Here is an 18,454-nt window from a genome sequence, read left to right on the forward strand (position 1 = left end):
TGCCCGGCTGGCAGCGTTGGTGGAGATCTTCGGGCCGAGGAGGTGACCGGCATTGCCTGACCTGGCCGGGAAGTCCGGTGCCGTCCGGTTGTGGGCGGTCCGCGACAGCCTGCTGTTCGGCCTGACGGTCGTCCTTCTCCTCGGCGGTGTCGTCGCCGTCGTCCTCGGCGCACACGACCTGGCCACCGGTCTGTGGATCGCCGCGACCCTGGTCGGGCTGGCGTATTCCTCGGTGACGATCGCGGTGTCCCTGCGCCGCCGTCAGCCGTCGGTGGACGTGATCGCCTGGCTGGCGCTGATCGGAGCCTTGCTCGTCGGCGAGCCGGTCGCTGGAGCCGTCATCGCGGTCATGCTGTTCACCGGCGGTGTGCTGGAGGCGCGGGCGTCCGCGCGCGCCCGCCGCGAGCTGAGCTCTCTGGCAGCGCGGGCGCCGCGATCCGCTCGTCGCCAAGAACACGACTCGATCCAGGAGATCCCCGTCGAGCAGGTCGTGGTGGGAGATCGGCTGCTGGTCGGCGCTGGGGAGATCGTGCCCGTCGACGGACGCCTGATCGGCTCGGGGGTGTTCGACGAGTCCGCGTTGTCCGGGGAGGCGAATCCGGTCGACCGGCAGGCAGGCGAGGACGTGCGAAGTGGCGTTGTCAACGTTGGTTCGGCCGTCGGTGTCATCGCCACGCAGAGTGCCGCCGAGTCCACGTACGCCGGGGTCGTGCGCCTGGTCGAGCAGGCGCAAGCCGGTAGCGCGCCGTTCGTGCGGCTCGCCGACCGGTTCGCTTTGGCATTCGTGCCCCTGACGCTGGCGGTGGCCGGTTTGGCCTGGGCCGTCACCGCCGATCCGGTCCGCGCCGTCGCCGTACTAGTAGTCGCCACTCCGTGCCCACTGCTCCTGGCCGCTCCGATAGCGATCATGTCCGGGTTGTCGCGCGCGGCGCGGCATGGCGTGATTCTCAAGGGAGGGTCCGCGCTGGAACGTCTCGCAGCCGGGCGGGTACTACTGTTCGACAAGACGGGCACCTTGACCCGCGGATGGCCGGCTCTGACCGGCATCATCACCGCAGGCACCGAACCGCCGGAGGAGATCCTCCGCCTGGCGGCCTGCGTCGATCAGGCGTCCGCGCACGTGCTCGCGGCGACCATCGTCACCGCCGCCCGCGATCGTGGCCTCGAACTGATCGCCGCGTCAGGCGTGCGGGAAAGACACGGTTATGGCATCGAGGGCACGGTCGGCGGCCGGGCGGTGCGGCTCGGCAAAGCCGCCTGGATCGTGGACGGTCCGATTCCCGGCTGGGTACGCCAAGCCCGGCGTCGAGCCGCGTTGGACGGCTCCCTGACGGTGTTCGTGGCCGTCGACGGCCGGCCGGCCGGAGTGCTTCTGCTGACCGATCCGCTGCGGCCGGACGCCCCCCGCATGATGCGCGCACTGCGTCAGGCGGGCATCCGGCGTACGGTCCTGGTCACCGGCGACCGTGCCGACATCGCGGAAAGCATCGGCCGCATCGTCGGTGTGGACACCGTGTTCGCCGACCGGGACCCGGCCGAGAAGCTGGCCATCGTACGTGCTGAACAGCAGGCCGCCCCGACGGTCATGGTGGGCGACGGCATCAACGACGCGCCCGCGTTGGCCGCCGCCGGAGTCGGCGTCGCGTTGGCCGCCCGGGGAGCGACCGCGTCAGCCGAGGCGGCCGACGTCGTGCTGACGGCAGACCGGGTCGACGGCCTCGCCGACGCCATCCTCATAGCCCGGCGCAGCCATGGCATCGCTCGTCTCGCCGCCGGGATCGGCATGGCACTCTCTCTGGCGGCGATGATCCCGGCCGCCGCCGGGTTGTTGTCACCGACCGCAGGCGCCATCCTCCAGGAGGTCATCGATGTCGCCGCGATCGCCATCGCGCTGACGGCGCTGCTTCCGACGCGGACGCATACGGTCACGCTTTCGCGAGCCGACCTGGCCATCACCCGCCAGTTGTACGCTCAGCACGCAGCGACCCGTCCGCTGGTCGAACGGCTTCGCACGGTCGCCGATGATCTGGGCGGCGACAAACTTGACTTGACGATGGTGCGCGAGCTGGTGGACCGGTTGGACCGCGTCTTGCTCCCCCACGAGCAGGCTGAAGAGCAGGATCTTCTGCCGATCCTCGATCGTGCTCTGGGGCCTGATCCGACGGCCGCGCTCAGCCGTACCCATGCCGAGATCGAGCACCAGGTACGCCGCCTCCGCCGCGCCTGCGAAGACCTGGGCGATCAGGCCGACCCGGACGAGATCACGGAGATCCGCGCCATGCTCTACGGCCTGTACGCGATCCTCAACCTGCACAACGCGCAGGAGGAGGAGAACGCGTTCAGCCTCATGCCGAGTTGACGGGCGTCGTGCGGCAGACGTGCACATGGCGAGCCGCTGCGACGGCCAGAACGGCACATCCCGCGCCGAGGACGAGGCGACCGCTGAGGGTGCCCGCGAGGGCATGGCGCACCGCCGCCGGCGCTTGTTCCAGCAGGACCGAGGCGGCCATGACGACCAGAAACCAGCCGAAGCCGGTCCGCAGCAACCGCGCGGGAATCCGGGTGCCCAGTCGGGCGCCGACCACGGCACCGGCGACAGCCAATGTGGTGACGATCCCGGTGAGCGTCCAGTCGATTGTGGCGTGCTGCAGCTGCCCGGCGAGGCCGGCGGCGGCCTGCAGCGTGATGACTAGCAGCGATGTCCCGACAGCTGTCGCCATGGGCAGACCCGCGACCAGCACCAGTACGGGAACGATGACGAAGCCACCACCGGCGCCGATGAGACCGGTGACCAGCCCGACTGTGCAGCCGAGCGTGAGGAGCGCTGGTAGCCGGCCAGTGTGCGAGCGCACCCGTAACGGCCGGCGGCAGGAGCGGATCATCAGTGTGGCGGCGGTCGCCATGAGCAGCCCGAACCCGGTCAACAGCATGGTCGGGGGAAGATGTGCCGCCAGCCGTCCGCCGGCGTACGCCCCGGCCAAGCCTGCGGTGCCGAGCACGAGGCCGGTGCGCCACTCCAGACGCTGGGCGCGCGCGTGCGGGACGAGTGCTGCGGCGCTGGTGACCGCGACGACGAAGAGCGACGCGGGGATGGCGGCATCCGGTTGCTGCCCGGCCAGATAGACGAGCACGGGCACGGTGAGGATGGAACCGCCGCCGCCGAGCAGGCCGAGCAGCAGGCCGACGACGACGGCTGCGGCGAGAACCACGGCGAAGGTCACCTCAAGCCCCTATGCCATGGCCTGGCGGAAATCGTCATCGACGTGCACGACGTTGCGCCCGGCCGCCGAGAGCATCGAGGAGGCGATCGAAGCGCGATAGCCGGAGGCGCAATGGATCCACAGCTCTCCGTCCGGGATCTCGGCGATGCGCTGCGGCAGGTCGTGCAGCGGGATGTGGATCGCGCCTGGCAGATGTGCCTGCTTCCACTCCAGGGCACGCCGGACATCGAGAACCACGACCGGCCGGTGGTGCCGGACCTGCGCGAGCTCGGCGAACGTCGCTCGCGGATAACTAGCCAAGGGCCGGCCGTCGACCCAGCCGGTCGGATCGCCGGTCGCCTGGGCCACCGGCCGGTCGATGCCGATGCGCACCAGTTCCCGCTGAGCCTCGGCCACTTGACCAGGTGTCGCACCGAGCAACGTGACCGGGGTGCCCCACGGGATGAGCCAGCCTAGGTAGGTGGCGAAGCTGCCGTCGAGGCCGAAGTTGAGTGTGCCGGCGACGTGACCGGCGGCGAACGCGACTCGGTTGCGGAGGTCGATTACCCACTCGCCGTCGGCGACACGCCGTCGTAGCTCGTCGGCGTCGGCGTCTTCGGGCGGCGACAGGTCGGGTGCGGTCGCCCCCGCCGTGTTGGCCGTGGCCATGTGGGCGTAGTACGCGGGCCAGGCGTCCAGCCCGGCCAGGATGGCGTCGATGAAGCCCTGTTCGTCGTTGGTCAAGACCGGATTGCTCGCCGACTCGTACGCCACAGTGGAGGCGGCGGCATCCGACTGGGTGGCGGAACAGAAGCTGCCGAAGCCGTGCGTCGGGTAGACGGCCGTTTCCCCGGGCAGATCGGCGGCGAGCCGGTGAGCCGACGCGTACTGATGGCGTACCAGTTGGTCGGTTTGATCGGGGCCGAGCAGGTCGGGGCGGCCCACTGAGCCGTAGAGCAACGAGCCGCCGGTGAACACCGCGACCTGGCGGTCGCCTTCGGACAGGGCGTAGGCCAGATGGGTGAAGGTGTGACCGGGCGTCGCCAGGACGGTGACCCGCATGCGGTCACCGACCTCGATCTGGTCGCCGTCGGAGACCGGTACGCGCTCGAAGGCCACGGGGTCCGCCGCGTTGACGTGGTACGCCGCGCCGGTGGCCTCGGCGAGGGCGAACCCCCCGGTGACGTAGTCGTTGTGGATGTGCGTCTCGAAGACGTGGGTGATCTGCACGCCGGCCTCGGCGGCCAGGGCGAGCACTCGGTCGATGTCGCGCTGCGGATCGACGACGAATGCAGCCTGCCCGTCGTGGACGAGATAGCTGCGATCGCCCAAGGTCGGGGTGTCGATGGGCACGATGTGCATCACAGGGAGTCCTCTCGGAGCTGTCAGACGGCGGTGGGGCGTGGACCGAGGACGACGGCTCGGCCGGCTCGCTGCCACGCGTTCGTGCCGCCGGCGACGGAGACCGCGTCGTGGCCGGCGCGGGCGAGGACGTTCGCCCCAGCCAGACTGCGATTGCCGGACGCGCAGATCACGTAGATCCGTTCGCCGCGTGGCAGCTCGTTCAGCTGCTCGGGCAAGCGGCCCAACGGGATCAGGCGAGCTCCGGGCACGTGCCCGGCGACGTACTCGGCCGGCTCTCGGACGTCGACGACCGTTGCACCTTCGGTCTGGGCGGCGACGAACGCCAGCTGATCGATTTCGCGCATCAGTGCTCCCTTCAAGATACCCCCGGGGGTATCCTTCATCTACGGCCCAATACCTAGGGGGGTATCGGATCACCTCCACCATAGCCCGGCGATCCGGGGGATCGTCAAGCCGGGAACAAGGCTGGGACCTCGTCGGACAGGTCACACGAGCGGCTGGAATGCATACCCCCGGGTGTATGTTGAACCCGACGTCCAACGACTGGGGGGAGCCCGTCATGCAGATCGAAGCCGACGCCGTGGGCGATGTCGTACGCCGCTTGCGGCGCGCCGAGGGCCAGATCCGCGGCGTCATCGCGATGCTTGAGGACGGCCGCGACTGCGCCGACGTGGTCACGCAGCTGGCCGCGGTATCCCGGGCGCTGGACCGCGCCGGATTCAAGATCGTCGCCAGTGGCCTGCAGCAGTGCATGACAGCCAAGAACGCAGGCGAGGACCAGACGGCCAACCTGGAACAGATGGAGAAGCTGTTCCTGTCCCTGGCCTGATCCGCAAGCTTGGCGCCGGCCATGCCTGGCGCGTTTTCAGATTTCATCAGAAGGGAGCCGCGCATGTGCCGGCAAGTCACCTGTCGCACCTGTGGAAAGGCCACGTACGCCGGCTGCGGAATGCACGTCGAGCAAGTCCTCGCCGGGGTGCCGCAAAGCCGGCGGTGTGACTGTGCCGCGGCCGCCGACAAGCCGGCCCGTGGCCTGCTGTCTTGGTTTCGGCGACGCTGAAACAGCCGTCAGGCGACCAGCCGGGTGACGCGTTTGGCCATCTCGTTGACGCCGACGTACGCCACGGTCAGGCCGGCGAGTGCGGCCAGCAGCGCGGCCGGCGGCGGAGTCAGCCCGAGCGCGTCGGCGAGTACCGGCAGATAGGGCAACGCCAGCGTCACCGCCATCACGACCGCGCTGGACAGCAGCAGCAAAGTGGACGGACGGCTGCGCGAGATCGGGCGGGCCGAGCGCAGTACGAGCATGACCACCAGTTCGGTGGCCGTGGACTCGATGAACCAGCCGGTCCGGAACAATTCGGGTCCGGCCGAGAAGCCCCACCGCAGGACGGCGAAGGTGGCCAGGTCGAACAGGGAACTGAGCAGTCCGAACACGATCATGAAAGTGCGGATGCCGGCCAGGTCCCACCGTCGGGGCGACGCGAGTTGTTCGGCGTCCACGCTGTCGGTGGCGATCGTGGTGCCCGGCACGTCGGTGAGCAGGTTCAGCAGCAGGATCTGCCGGGGGAGCAGGGGAAGGAACGGCAGGAACGCCGAGGCGGCGGCCATCGACAGCATGTTTCCGAAGTTGGCGCTCACGGTCACTCTCACGTACTTGAGGGTGTTCGCGAAGGTCCGCCGCCCCTGGCGTACGCCGTCGGCGATCACCCGCAGATCCTTCTCCAGCAGCACTATCGACGCGGCCTGCTTGGCGACGTCCACGGCGCTGTCGACGGAGATGCCGACGTCGGCGGCGTGGAGCGCGGGCGCGTCGTTGATCCCGTCTCCCAGAAAGCCGACGACTTCGCCCCGAGCCCGGAGCGCTCGCACGACACGTTCCTTGTGCAGCGGCTCGACTTCGGCGAAAACGTGCACGTCGGCGATTTTCTCGGCCAGTTCGGCGTCGCCGAGTGAGTCGATCTCCGATCCGACGAGCATCTGGCCACGCAACCCGACCGCTTCCGCGATGTGCCCGGCCGCCAGCCGGTTGTCCCCGGTCACCAGGCGGGTGGAGACGCCGAGCGCGGAAAGGTCGCGGACCGCGTCGGCCGCGTCGGCCTTCACGGGATCGTGGAACGCCAACAGCCCGTCGAGGATCAGCCCGGTCTCGTCGGCCGGGCCGATGTCGTGCCGGTTCGGCATCGCCCGGCTGGCGATGGCCACAACCCGATAGCCGTGTGCACTCAGCTGCGCCAGGCGCTCTTCGACGTCACGCCGGACGAGGTCCAGTGGTACGACTCCGTGAGCGGTCCGGGCCTGGCCACACGTCGACAGAACACCGGAGACCGCGCCTTTGCAGATCATCAGGGGGCCATCGGCGTCATCGACCAGGACTGACAATCGCTTGCGCGTGAAGTCGTAGGGTGCTTCGTCGATCAGCTTGACACGCGATGGCAGCGGTTCCGCCGCCGTGACGATGGCCTCGTCCATCGGATTGGCGAAGCCGCGTTGCAGTCCGGCGTTCAGCGCCGCGAGCCGCAGGACCGCCGGACTGTCGGCGCCGTCGAGGCTGATCGCCCGGTCCAGCCGGACCGAACCGGCCGTCAGCGTGCCGGTCTTGTCGGTGCACAGCACGGTCATGCCGCCGAAGTCCTCGATCGCGTCGAGGCGCTTGACGATGACCTTCTCCGCGGCCATCAAGCGGGCGCCCGCGGCCAAGCTGAGCGCCACAATCGCGGGGAGCAGCTGTGGTGTCAATCCGACCGCCAAAGCCAGCGAGAACAACACAGCGTCCAAGGCCGGTCGGCCGAGCAAGAGATTCACGACAAGGATCACCGTGACGAGCACCGCCATCGCGCGTACGAGCAGAAGACCGAAGCGGGTCATGCCCCGCTCGAAGCTGGTCGTGACGTCGCGCCCGGCAAGTCGCTCGTAGACCGCCGCGAACTCGGTGGCGCGGCCGGTTTGCGCGACCACCGCGGATCCCGCGCCGCTGATCACATGGGTGCCCATGAACAGCGCGTCCGTGCGCTGCGCCAGCTCGGCCTGCGGGTCCGCGGGCCGGTCGGACTTCTCGACGGGAAACGACTCGCCGGTGAGCGCCGACTCGTCCACGAGGAGGTTGCGCGAGGTCAGCACCCGGCAATCGGCGGGCACAATGTCGCCGGCCCGCAGCACCACGACGTCGCCGACGACGACCTCCTCCAGCGCCACGGGCCGCTCACGACCGTCGCGCAGCACGTCGGCATGCACTTGTACGCGAGCAAGCAGTGCGTCGACAGCGCGACCGGCGCGGTGGTCCTGCCAGAAGCCGAGTGTCCCACTGGCGGCGATGATGGCAAGGATGATCACGCCGTCGGTCAGGTCGCCGAGAAGCATCGCCAGGACGGTCGCGGCGACGAGGATCAGGATGATCGGATTGGTGAACTGAGCCAGCAACAGCCGGACACCCTGCTTGCGAGGAGCACCGGCGATGCGATTGGGACCGTACGCAGCGAGCCGGCGCGAGGCCTCTGCCGAGGTCAAGCCGTCGGCGGTCGCGCCCGCGTCCGCCAGCGCCGCCGCGGTCGAACCGGCCCAGAACGCGCGGTTTGCCATCCCATCACCCCTCCCGGCAAGTCTGGAGGTTCGACGCCGGACTGGTCAGCGGCGCAATGCCCCGGCAGACCGGGCCTTTGGTCCCGGTGGCCGGGCATCAGAGCCGGCGGCTCGCCGGTCGTAGCCACCAGGAGAGCATCGTCAGCCCGGCGAACGACAGCGGCGCGAGGATGTTCGTCCAGCCGGTGCCGGCTGGAGTGCTTCCCGCCCAGGTTCAGGGGTCAATCCCAGCGCGGTGGCATCTCGGCGCATCGCCGACAACAGGATGGGCAGATCCGGATAGCCGTCGGCATCGGCCTGCACGGCGATGGTCAGCCGCCCGGCGTACGAGAGGGCCAGAAAGCCGATGCTGATATTGCCCACCACGGTGCCGATCGGGACGACCTCGACGATCGTCGTCCCCAGCAACCGAACGTCGTCAGGCGGTCCGGCGACGTTGCTCTCCACAAAGTGGATCATGCGCTGATGGCGGCTGAACCACCTGAGCAGACCGAGCCGGGACAAGCCGATCAGCAGACCGTTGCTGGCCGTCGGCAGCTGACGTGCTTTCGCCTGAGCGCTCCGCCAGGCTATGTCGGCCAGCCGATCGTGGACGTCGGCCGACAACGGCACCCGTACTGCGACGCCGCCCGTGCGGTTGCCGTTCGCCGTGTCCGCCGTGTGTTCGGTGTCCCGCAAGGACATGGCGACGGTCGCGTGCAGGTCCACGTCGTCGACCACCTCGCCTCGCGTACGCAACAGCCCGCGTAATCCGCCTGCAGCCAGGGCCAGCACGACATCGTTGACCTTGCCACCGTGCCGATGCGCCGCGGCCTTCGCCTCCTGGAGATCCACGGTCACGGTGTCCAGACGGCGCCGCACCCCGACCGGAGCGGTCAGCGACGTCCGCTGCGCGTGCCGCAACGCCGCCATCTGACGCCACTGCGAGACGTCCGGCAGGCGGACCGCCCGCAATGCCGCCAACCGGCGAGCGAGGTTGTCCTGGGCCAGCGTCGCCCAGCCCGGCCGAGGCGTCGGCGTCGGCGTCGGCAGGGGGCGAGCCCCGTCCGCGAGCGCGCTGAACAGGCGTACAGTCGTCAGCCCGTCAGCGACCACATGATGCATCGCGAACACCACCGCTGCCCGGTCGCCCCCGGTCAGGCCGGTGACCAGCCAGACACGCCACAGCGGGCGGCCGGGGTCGAGCGGCTCGTTCGTCAGGCGTACCGCGAGATCAGTCAGCCGCTCGGTTCCGGGCAGGGCGATCTGCCGTACGTGATAGGCGAGGTCGACCTCCGGCGCGTCTATCCAGATCGGCCGGCCGGCGAACCACCGCGGCCGGTAGACGACCTGCCGCAACCGGGGAACTCGCGGCGCGCGCTCGGCGATCCGCGTACGCAACTCGTCCAGCGAAGGCGTACCGTCCAGCAGCGCCAGCGCGCCGACCCGGGCCGGCGCCGCGGGCGTCTCGACGTACACGTTGATCAGATCGGTGGGCGTCAGCCGCTCGATCGCCGTCATGTCTCCAGCCTTCGCGGGACCGATGGGCTCCGGCCAGGGCCGTTCGACCCTGATGGGTCCCGTTGTCGCCCCCCTAACGTCAGCCCCATGGGACACGCACGCACGCGGCCGCTGTACCGGCTGAAGAGATGGATGTACCCCCACAACCGGCCGAACTGGCTCGCCCGGGCATTGAACAACGTGTCGGTCGCCCAGTTCCGCTCCGGTGTGCTCGCGAACCGCCGATGGGTCGTCATGGAGGTGCCCGGGTTCCGGTCCGGCCGAACGGTCTCGTGTCCCCTGGTCGTCGCTCCGGTGGCGGGTCATCGATACCTGGTGTCGATGCTGGGTCCCGACTCGAATTGGGTGCGCAACGTGCGCGCCGCCGACGGGCATGTCGTACTGCGGCATCGCGACCGGGAGACGGTTCAGCTCGTCGAGGTCCCGGTCGCGGACCGGGCTCGCATCATCAAGCGCTACCTGGACTTCGCGCCTGGCGCACGGCCGCACATCCCGGTCGATCGCCACGCCCCGCTGGAGGAGTTCGAGAAGATCGCCGACCGCATCCCCGTCTTCCGCATCACCGCCGACGCTGCGGTCGACGCCGCGGCTCGGCGGATGCCGGCGATCTCAAGGTGAAGGAGGACCGTGATGGCCCGCATGACGATACGCCACCTCGACGGTGACGCGTTCTCCGTCGACATCCGGCAGCACCGGCTGTTCGTCGACCAGCGTACGGGGACGGGCGCCGAGCGGGGACCGACTCCGGTGGAGCTGTTCGTCGCCAGTCTGGCCGGCTGCGCCGCCTACTATGCCCATCGCTACCTGCTGGAGCAGGGCTGGCCGGACGAGAAGCTGACGGTCGAGTGCGACTGGCTCATGAGAGCCGGGACACCGCATGCCGTCGGCAGTGTCCGGCTGCGCGTGACGACTCCCGGCCCGATCCCGGCGACGCTCCGGCACGGTCTGCTGAGCGCGATCGACGCCTGCACCGTCCAGAACTCGATCCGGCCGCCCCTGCCGGCTGTCTCCGTGGAGTTGGCCGACGGCACCGCCGACCCCATCAGCGTCCAGGACATCCTGCACCACCAGGCGAACGCCGTTTGAGCGGTGTGGCCCTGCCGGGCGGGACCATCGCCTCTGCTCGTCGCCGAGGCCACAGGCGCAGCCTCAGATCACAGCACATTTGCCAAGGAGGTTGACATGAACTTCGGCATCGTCGTCGGCGTCGACGGCTCTGAAGCCGGTCGGCGTGCGTTGCGCTGGGCGGCCACCGAGGCCGAGGCTCGGGGTGGCACCGTTCACGCGGTCATCGTCTGGACATGGGACGGCACCGGAACCTTCGCGCCGATGGCCACTTCGCCTGACGAGGAACGTGAGCGCGCGGAGACTGTGCTCGCCAGGGACATCGCCCCCATAATCAACGACTTCCCGACGATCACCATCGCCGCCGACGTGATCGAGGGCCGCCCCGCTCGTGAGCTGACTCGGGCCGCTCGCGAGGCGGACTTGCTCGCCGTCGGCAGCCACGGTCACAGCCATCTACACCAGGCGGTGCTCGGCTCAGTCAGCGAGGAGTGCGTACGCGCGGCCACCTGCCCGGTCGTGGTGGTGCCCGCGGCGCGTGCGGAGGCCATAGCGAAGCCGGAAGCGCTGGTCAGTGCCCGGTGAACCGTGAGCCGACCGGCCACCGGGCCGGTCGGCTGAGCTCGCTGGAGACGGTAGGCGATCGAGGGGAAGGGGACAGCCATGGTGAACAAGCCCGTAGTCGTCGGGGTCGACGGATCGCCGGAGAGTCTGGGCGCGGCCGAAGCTGCCGCGCGTGAGGCCGTTCTGCGGCGAGTGCCGCTCGATGTCGTGCATGGATTCATCTGGCCCTACATGCGTACTGTCCCGCTTGGTCCGTCCGATCTGGGCCCGATCCAGGGCGGCCTGGAAAACGAGGCACGTCAGCTGGTCGACGACGCCGTCGCCCGAAGCCGGAAGGCCGTTCCCGGGGCGGAGATCACGGGCCGGGTGGTCACCGGCTCCGCTGCGCAAGTGCTGATCGCCGCTGCCCATGAGGCGTCCCTGGTCGTCGTGGGCGACCGGGGGCTGGGCGCGTTCACCGGGCTGCTCGCCGGTTCCGTCGCCGTCCACGTCGCTGCTCACGCCGCGTGCCCGGTCCTGGTCGTACGCGGAGACGCCGACCCGGTCGCGCCAGTGCTGCTGGCGACCGACGGCTCTCCGTCGGCGGATCCTGCCGTGGGCTTCGCGTTCGAGGAGGCGTCCTTGCGTGGCACGGCCTTGATCGCTCTCCACGCCTGGCGGCATCCGATGTCGGCCCGGCCGGGCGACATGCAACCCCTCGTCTACGACGAGGCCGTCGGCCGGGAGGAAGAGGAGCGTGTCCTCGCTGAGGCGCTGGCCGGATGGCGGGAAAAGTTCCCCGACGTCGTGGTTCGCCAGCAGGTGACGCACGGTCGGATCCGCCGCACGATCATCGACGCGACCGCCGCCGCCCAGCTCGTCGTGCTCGGCAGCCGTGGCCACGGCGGCTTCACCGGTTTGCTGCTCGGCTCGGTCAGCCAGGCCGTCTTGCACCACTCGGCTTGCCCGGTCGTCATCGTTCCCAGTGCCGTCCGGCATTGACTTCTCAGGGAGGTCGTCATGACCAGCACCTATCGCATCGTCGTCGGCGTCGACGGGTCACCGGCCTCCGTCGCCGCTCTCCGCTGGGCCTTCCGACAGGCGTACGCCCGCCGGGGCAGCGTGCTGGCGGTCTGCGTCTGGCCCTGGGATCCCCGGCGGGAGGTCACTCACGCTGAAGCGACGCACGCGCAATGTGAGGCGTTGCTGAGCGAGGCCATCACGGTCGCGCTGGCCGACAACCCCAGAGTGCCGGTCAGCGGCCGGGTGGTCGTCGGCCGGGCTGCGTACGAGCTGGTCAAGGTGGCTCGGGTAGCGGATCTGCTGGTGCTCGGCAGCCACGGCCGTGGCCGAGTCAGCCGCGCGATGCTCGGATCGGTCACCGAAGCCTGCGTCCGGCTTTCGACGGTTCCAGTCGTGGTTCTGCCCCACCGGGCGCCGGTGCCCGCTACGCAGCCCGCGCGGGCTCTCACCGCCGCAACGGTCTGATCGCATTGCTTGCCAAACCGTCGGCTGACCTGACGGCACAGCATGACCCGCGCACGACACGGCCGCCGGAATCGCCTCGGCGGCCGTGTCGTGCCGGTCACCGCGTAGCTTGCGCCAGTTCGTCCGCTACGGCCGCCGCGAATGCTTTCACCTGGGCCGGATTGCGCCAGTCGCCCGCCCTCGTCTTCGCCATCGCTGACGCGACGAGACCCTTGGCGTCACGGGCGAGCCGTCCGCCGAACGTCATCGAGCCTCGGGCCCCGACAACCGCGGCGGCCTTCGCCACCTGGGACACGGGCGGCAACGTTCCCTGGTTCGCGGAGTCGTCGAGCGGTCCGCTCGCGATCAACCACACCGGAATCGACTGCAGGGCGGAACGGAACCGGTTGACGAATCGGCGAGCGTCGCGATGCCAGCGGCTGTTGTACAGCGCTCCGGCGACGATGACGCCCTTGTAGCCGTCGACAGAGAGGATCCTGGCTGCCGGTCGGACGTCGACGCGCAGCCCGTGCGCGATGAGCTCGGCGCCGATCATGTCGGCCAAGCCGGCGGTGCCGCCGCGTTTCGAACCGTACGCGATCAAGATGGGTCATCCTACGTTCTCCTCTCGAAGCCTTACCGTCAGCGTTCGGCCGAGCTCAGGCGATGGCGAAGCCAGCGCAGGGCCAGGTCGGTGGCCAGATGTCGCTCGCTCGGGTCATCCAGCGGCCGAGCCGACGCGATGACGTCGAGCAGGACCGGGCAGCGCAGACGTCGTTGTGCCACGCGGTTGGCATCGAGGAGTTGAGTGTCGGAGACGCCCGCCACCAGCAGCGTCGGGGCGCGCACGGCGCGAAGGCGCTCGGGCGCGAGTGCGACCTGGCCGTTCACCGAGACGATGGCCGCAACGTCGGCTCCCGGCTCCCCGGCGGCCCACAAGGCTGCGGCCGCGCCGGATCCGGTTCCACACCATCCGATGGGCGTCGCCGCCGACCAATGCCGACGGCGCAGCCATTGGTCGGCGGCGGCCAAGCGGGTGGCCATGAGTTCGATGTCGTGTGCAGGCGCGCGTTCCAGATCCTCAGCCGGCGTCAGCAGATCGAGTAGGACCGTTCCCAGCCCGGCGTCGTTGAAGCGTCGTGCCGCCAGGACGTTGCCGGCGTCGTACCGTCCGCCGGAGGACGCGAGCGCGAAGATCACCAGGCCGTCGGGCGGCAGCGGAGTGAAAAGATCGCCTGTCAGTGTCACGCCGCACACGTCGATCGTGAGCGACGAGCGCAGCCGAGCCGGACTGTCCGGAACCGCCGTACGCACACTAGTCATCGCTGTCTCCCGGAACATCGGTTTGGTCGCCTCCAGCACATCGCGGAAAGCCGAGCCCGCACAGTGTCGGCAGTCCCGCCGAGGACCCGCCGAAGGTCCCGACCGGCCGGATGCCCCCTGCGCCCCTGGATGCACACGCGCCCCAACCGTGCGCGTGACCCGGCCGGTCGGGCTCCGCCGGCGGGACTTTCGTCCCGATCGCCAGGTCTGCCGCCTGGTGCGCCGGGGGACACGGCTCGGCGAGCCTGTAGGTGGAGGTGGCCATCGTGTACGTGACCTTCTTGGGCGCCGCCGGTACCGTGACCGGCAGCCGGTTTCTGGTGGAGCAGGGCGAGACCCAGCTCCTGGTCGACTGCGGGATGTTTCAGGGCGAGCGTGAGTTGCGCCGGCGCAACTGGGACGCGTTTCCCATCGCGCCCAGCGGGCTGGCGGCCGTCGTGGTGAGCCATGCGCATCTGGATCACATCGGCTGGTTGCCGCGGCTGGTCGCCGAGGGGTTCACCGGGTCGGTGCTGCTCACCCCGGACACCGGGCGGCTCGGCTCGATCGTGCTGAGAGACGCGGCTCACTTGCAGGAGGAGGATGCCGAGTACGCGCGGCGAGCCGGGTATTCCAAGCATCGTCCGCCGCTTCCGCTGTTCGACTCGGCCGCCGCCGAGAAGGCGATCGCGTTGTTCCGGCCGATCGATCACGGTCGGCGTACGCAGGTAGCCCCAGGCGTCGATGTCATGCTGCGCCGAGCCGGTCACATCCTCGGGTCGGCGACCATCGAGGTTCGGGCCGGCGGACGATCGGTGGTGTTCAGCGGCGACCTCGGCAACCCGGATCATCCACTGCTCCGGCCACCGGAACCGCCCCCAGCGGCCGACGCGATCGTCGTCGAGTCGACCTACGGTGATCGAGACCGCCCGCCACGCGACCTCGGCGACTTCGCGGCCGCATTGACCAAGACGCTCGGTCGAGGCGGAGTGGTGCTCATCCCCGCGTTCGCCGTGGACCGCACCGCAGTCCTGCTCACCGAGCTGCGCTCGCTCATGCTCAGCGGCCGGATCCCGAATGCGCCGATCTATGTGGACAGCCCGATGGCGTTGGCCGCGCTGGACGTGTATCGCCGGGCGCTCACGAACGGCGGGCCACAGATGAGGCCTCAACCGGCAACCGGTGACCCGTTCGAGACGGGCACGCTCCACGCGTGCCGGACCGTGGACGAGTCCAAGGCACTCAACGAGACGCGGATGCCGTGCATCATCATCTCGGCGTCCGGCATGGCGACCGGCGGCCGGGTCGTCCATCACCTCGCCGGGCTGGCGCCCGATCCGCGCAACCTGATCGCCCTGGTCGGCTTCCAGGTCGCCGGCACCCGCGGCCGGGCGCTGCTGGACGGCGCGCATGTCATCAAAGCCCATGGCCGCTACATCCCGGTGCGGGCGCAGGTCGAGGGCTTCGACGAGTTCTCGTGCCACGCCGACGCCGACGAACTCCTCGCGTGGCTGGCCGCCGCGCCGCGACCGCCGCAAACCTGCTTCGCCGTCCATGGTGAGGTTCATGCGGCTCAGGAGCTGGCCTCCCGAGTGGACCAGGAGCTGGGCTGGTGCGCAGTCGTGCCGCGGCCGGGCGAGCGGGTCCGGATCTGACGCGGCCAGGGGATCCCGGTTCATTCACGGCGTGTCCGGCGTGCGCGTACCGTCTTCGCGATCGCGTCCGCGGCCAGCACGGCGGGTATCGCGAGCGAGGCCATCGCCCAACCGAGCGCGCTCGGCCAGGATCCGCCGAGCAGCTCCGCGACCCACGGCACGCCGAGGAAGCCGACCAGCAGCACCAATTCGACCCCGATCGCCCCCAGCAGCAACGGATTGTGTCCCCGATCCAGCCGCCAGGGCGGGCGACTCTCACTGCGGCAGGCCAGCGCGTTCGCCAGCTGGCCCAGCACGATCGCCGCGAAGGCGGTGCCGGAGGCGACCGTCTGGAGCTCGGTCGGTGGCGTCTGCCCCCAGCGCCAGCCACCGGCCAGCAGGACCACGGCGAACGCCGCCATGGAGGTGAGCACCTCCGTCGGCCCGAGTACGCCGAAGGACCGGATCAGAACCTTGCGATCGAGCAGGCGGCCCTGGCTGGCTCCTCGGCGGAGGGCCCGGCGCCCCGGCGGCTCCGCGCCCAGCGCCAGTGCCGGCAGCAGGTCGGTGCCGATGTCCAGCGCGAGCACCTGCAGAACACCGATCGCCAGCGGGAACATGCCACCGGTCAAGGCCCACAGCACGAACGGCGCCAGTTCCGCCACATTGTCCGTCAGATGGTAGGTGAGGAACCGGCGGAGGTTGGCGAAGGTTGCCCGGCCCAGCTCGACCGCGGCCACGATGGTGCCGAAGTGGTCGTCGAGCAGCACCAGGTCAGCAGCCTCGCGGGCGACGTCGGTCCCAGTGGCGCCCATCGCGACACCGATGTCGGCGACCCTGAGGGCTGGGGCGTCGTTGACCCCGTCGCCGGTCATCGCCACGACATGACCCCGGCCTTGCAGCGCCTGGGTGATCCGCAGCTTGTCCTCGGGGCGTACGCGGGCGACCACGACCCCGTCGCGGTCGAGCAGTTCCGCCAAGGCCCGTTCGTCGGCGGGCAGATCGGCTCCCGTGAGCACGAGCCCGTCCGAGCCGAGCAGGCCCACGTGGTCGGCGACAGCACGGGCCGTACCCGGATGATCGCCGGTGATCATTGCGATCCGGATGCCGGCCGTCCGGCATTCCGCGATCGCCTCGGCGACGTCGCTGCGCGGCGGATCCAGCAAACCCACCACCCCGAGCAGCGTCAGTTTCGCCTCGGCGGTCTCCGGCGCGTTCACCGGTCCAGACAAGGCGCGCGCCGCCACTGCCAGCGTACGCAAACCCCGGCGGTTCATTTCGGCGGCCGCCAGACCGGCCTGTTCAAGGGGCTGGCCGGCCGAACAGCGCGCCAGGACCGCTTCGGGCGCACCCTTGACGTAGAGCTCCGTACCCGCGACGGCCGATGCCAGTAGACGGCGGTGATCGAACGGATACCGCTGGATGGTCGGCTCATTGAGCTTCTGGGTCGACAGGTCGATCCCGGCTCGCGCCGCCAGGACGTAGAGCGCGACCTCCGTCGGATCTCCAGCGGGCACCAGCCGCCCGTCGATCCGCCGGAGGTGACCGGTTGACGCCCGCGCTGCCGCGTACGCCAAGCGGCGTACGGCCGCCATCACGGGGATGTCTGCGGAGATGTCACCGACGGGTTCGTAGCCCACGCCGGCGACCCGGGCGACGCCGATCGGCGTCCACACCTCTACGGCTGACATCTCATTGCGAGTGAGGGTGCCGGTCTTGTCGGTGCAGATGAAGGTGACCGAGCCGAGCGTTTCGACCGACTCCAGCCGTTTGACCAGCGCCTTGCGCTCGGCCATCCGGCGGGCGCCCCACGCGAGCGACAACGTGACGGTCGGCAGCAGTCCTTCCGGCACTAATGCGACGGTGACCCCCAATGCGAGCAGGAAGCCGTCCATGGGCGCCATCCCCAGCAGGACGGCAAGTGCGAAGAAGACGATTCCGGCGACGACGGCCACTGCCGCGATGACGCGGACCACCGTGTTCAGCCGTAGAGCCAATGGGCTCGGGGGACGGCGGGTGCGGCGGGTCAGTGCCGCGATCCCGGCCAGCCGGGTTTGGCTGCCCGTCGCGACGACTTCTGCCTCACCGGCTCCTTCGACGATGAAGGTGCCGGCGTACATCAGCGCCGACTCCGCATCGGCCGGGTTCACCCGGCGAGGGACGCTCTCCCCGGTCAAGGTGGACTCGTCGACGGACAAGCCGTGCCCGGCATACGTCCGCATGTCGGCGCTGACTTGGTCTCCGGCCTCCAACAGGACGATGTCGCCCGGAACCAGGTCGATCGCCGGGACCGGCTGCCGGCGGCCGTCCCGGCGAACCGCGACGGACACCGGCAACAGGTCGCGTAGCCGGTCGGCGGCTCGATCGGCTCGATATTCCTGGATGAAGGCGAAGATCCCGTTGACGACGATGACCAGCGCGATCGCCACCGACAGCTGGGGCAAGCCGGCCAGCCACGCCAGACCCACGGCCGCCCAGAGCAGCAGGGCGAAGAAGTGGACGACCTGCTTGATCAGGAGAAGCGGCGCCGACGGGCGACGCGCGGTCGGCAGAGAGTTGGCGCCGGTCTCGGCCAGTCTTTCAGCGGCCTCGGCGGAGCTGAGTCCTTTCCGATCGCCCATCACGGCTGGCGCGACGACAACGCTCACTCTCTGACCTTGCACAGCGGTTCACCCGATCGGACAGTGCCGACCTGCCGTCTCTGCCCGGACCTTGGACCCTGGGCGGAACCCGACAACGGGCGCAGGCTGGTCGATGTCCCCCCCGCGTGACGGTCACCCCTCGGCACGCGGTTGCCTTCGA

At 69.9% G+C, this 18,454-nt stretch carries 16 protein-coding genes; 8 read left to right on the forward strand and 8 right to left on the reverse strand.

Translation table 11 applies throughout. The features are described 5' to 3' along the window. The first annotated feature begins 52 nt into the window (after positions 1-52). A complete protein-coding gene (locus tag HOV77_RS06840; protein WP_290859097.1) occupies positions 53-2,359 on the forward strand; it encodes a heavy metal translocating P-type ATPase in 2,307 nt (768 codons plus the stop codon). Here HOV77_RS06840 and HOV77_RS06845 read toward each other — a convergent pair. The 3 genes from HOV77_RS06845 to HOV77_RS06855 are packed head-to-tail and all read right to left on the reverse strand — an operon-like array spanning position 2,346 to position 4,909. After that, positions 2,346-3,221: a sulfite exporter TauE/SafE family protein gene (locus tag HOV77_RS06845; protein ID WP_290859099.1), complete on the reverse strand. Its 876-nt coding sequence runs from the start codon at positions 3,219-3,221 to the stop codon at positions 2,346-2,348. The genes HOV77_RS06840 and HOV77_RS06845 overlap by 14 nt on opposite strands. Before the next feature lie 9 nt (positions 3,222-3,230). Then, a complete protein-coding gene (locus tag HOV77_RS06850; RefSeq protein WP_290859101.1) occupies positions 3,231-4,562 on the reverse strand; it encodes an MBL fold metallo-hydrolase in 1,332 nt (443 codons plus the stop codon). Positions 4,563-4,585: 23 nt separating this feature from the next. Further along, positions 4,586-4,909, reverse strand: a complete 324-nt coding sequence (locus tag HOV77_RS06855) for a rhodanese-like domain-containing protein (protein WP_290859103.1) — start codon at positions 4,907-4,909, stop codon at positions 4,586-4,588. A 215-nt stretch (positions 4,910-5,124) separates the two neighbouring features. Between HOV77_RS06855 and HOV77_RS06860 the strand changes: the two genes are divergently transcribed. Next, positions 5,125-5,394 (forward strand): metal-sensitive transcriptional regulator, encoded by a 270-nt coding sequence (locus HOV77_RS06860; protein WP_290859107.1) that lies wholly within the window; start codon positions 5,125-5,127, stop codon positions 5,392-5,394. 239 nt (positions 5,395-5,633) lie between these two features. On the opposite strand, the gene mgtA is transcribed toward HOV77_RS06860, so the two are convergent. Both mgtA and HOV77_RS06870 read right to left on the reverse strand, forming a co-directional pair. Then, on the reverse strand, positions 5,634-8,141 hold the full coding sequence (gene mgtA / locus HOV77_RS06865) for a magnesium-translocating P-type ATPase (protein ID WP_290859123.1): 2,508 nt from the start codon (positions 8,139-8,141) through the stop codon (positions 5,634-5,636). Positions 8,142-8,282: 141 nt separating this feature from the next. After that, entirely contained in the window at positions 8,283-9,641 is a 1,359-nt protein-coding gene (locus HOV77_RS06870) for a wax ester/triacylglycerol synthase domain-containing protein (RefSeq protein ID WP_290859124.1), read from the reverse strand. A gap of 87 nt (positions 9,642-9,728) precedes the next feature. Here HOV77_RS06870 and HOV77_RS06875 point away from each other — a divergent pair, with 87 nt between their 5' ends. The 5 genes from HOV77_RS06875 (at position 9,729) to HOV77_RS06895 (ending at position 12,737) form a co-directional block, all read left to right on the forward strand. Further along, entirely contained in the window at positions 9,729-10,259 is a 531-nt protein-coding gene (locus HOV77_RS06875; protein ID WP_290859126.1) for a nitroreductase family deazaflavin-dependent oxidoreductase, read from the forward strand. A gap of 21 nt (positions 10,260-10,280) precedes the next feature. After that, on the forward strand, positions 10,281-10,727 hold the full coding sequence (locus tag HOV77_RS06880) for an OsmC family protein (RefSeq protein WP_290859128.1): 447 nt from the start codon (positions 10,281-10,283) through the stop codon (positions 10,725-10,727). Positions 10,728-10,823: 96 nt separating this feature from the next. Beyond that, positions 10,824-11,291, forward strand: a complete 468-nt coding sequence (locus HOV77_RS06885) for a universal stress protein (protein ID WP_290859130.1) — start codon at positions 10,824-10,826, stop codon at positions 11,289-11,291. A 78-nt stretch (positions 11,292-11,369) separates the two neighbouring features. Further along, positions 11,370-12,251, forward strand: a complete 882-nt coding sequence (locus tag HOV77_RS06890; protein WP_290859132.1) for a universal stress protein — start codon at positions 11,370-11,372, stop codon at positions 12,249-12,251. Positions 12,252-12,269: 18 nt separating this feature from the next. Further along, positions 12,270-12,737 (forward strand): universal stress protein, encoded by a 468-nt coding sequence (locus tag HOV77_RS06895; RefSeq protein WP_290859134.1) that lies wholly within the window; start codon positions 12,270-12,272, stop codon positions 12,735-12,737. 97 nt (positions 12,738-12,834) lie between these two features. On the opposite strand, the gene HOV77_RS06900 is transcribed toward HOV77_RS06895, so the two are convergent. Both HOV77_RS06900 and HOV77_RS06905 read right to left on the reverse strand, forming a co-directional pair. Continuing rightward, positions 12,835-13,320: a flavodoxin domain-containing protein gene (locus HOV77_RS06900; protein ID WP_290859136.1), complete on the reverse strand. Its 486-nt coding sequence runs from the start codon at positions 13,318-13,320 to the stop codon at positions 12,835-12,837. 38 nt (positions 13,321-13,358) lie between these two features. After that, positions 13,359-14,039, reverse strand: a complete 681-nt coding sequence (locus HOV77_RS06905) for a hydrolase (RefSeq protein WP_290859139.1) — start codon at positions 14,037-14,039, stop codon at positions 13,359-13,361. A gap of 266 nt (positions 14,040-14,305) precedes the next feature. Between HOV77_RS06905 and HOV77_RS06910 the strand changes: the two genes are divergently transcribed. Next, complete coding sequence (locus HOV77_RS06910) at positions 14,306-15,673, forward strand: MBL fold metallo-hydrolase (protein WP_290859141.1); 1,368 nt, start codon at positions 14,306-14,308, stop codon at positions 15,671-15,673. Between the two features lie 20 nt (positions 15,674-15,693). On the opposite strand, the gene HOV77_RS06915 is transcribed toward HOV77_RS06910, so the two are convergent. Further along, positions 15,694-18,300: a cation-transporting P-type ATPase gene (locus tag HOV77_RS06915; RefSeq protein ID WP_290859143.1), complete on the reverse strand. Its 2,607-nt coding sequence runs from the start codon at positions 18,298-18,300 to the stop codon at positions 15,694-15,696. Positions 18,301-18,454: the final 154 nt, after the last annotated feature.

Source organism: Hamadaea sp. (genome assembly GCF_013362815.1).
Classification (GTDB): domain Bacteria; phylum Actinomycetota; class Actinomycetes; order Mycobacteriales; family Micromonosporaceae; genus Hamadaea.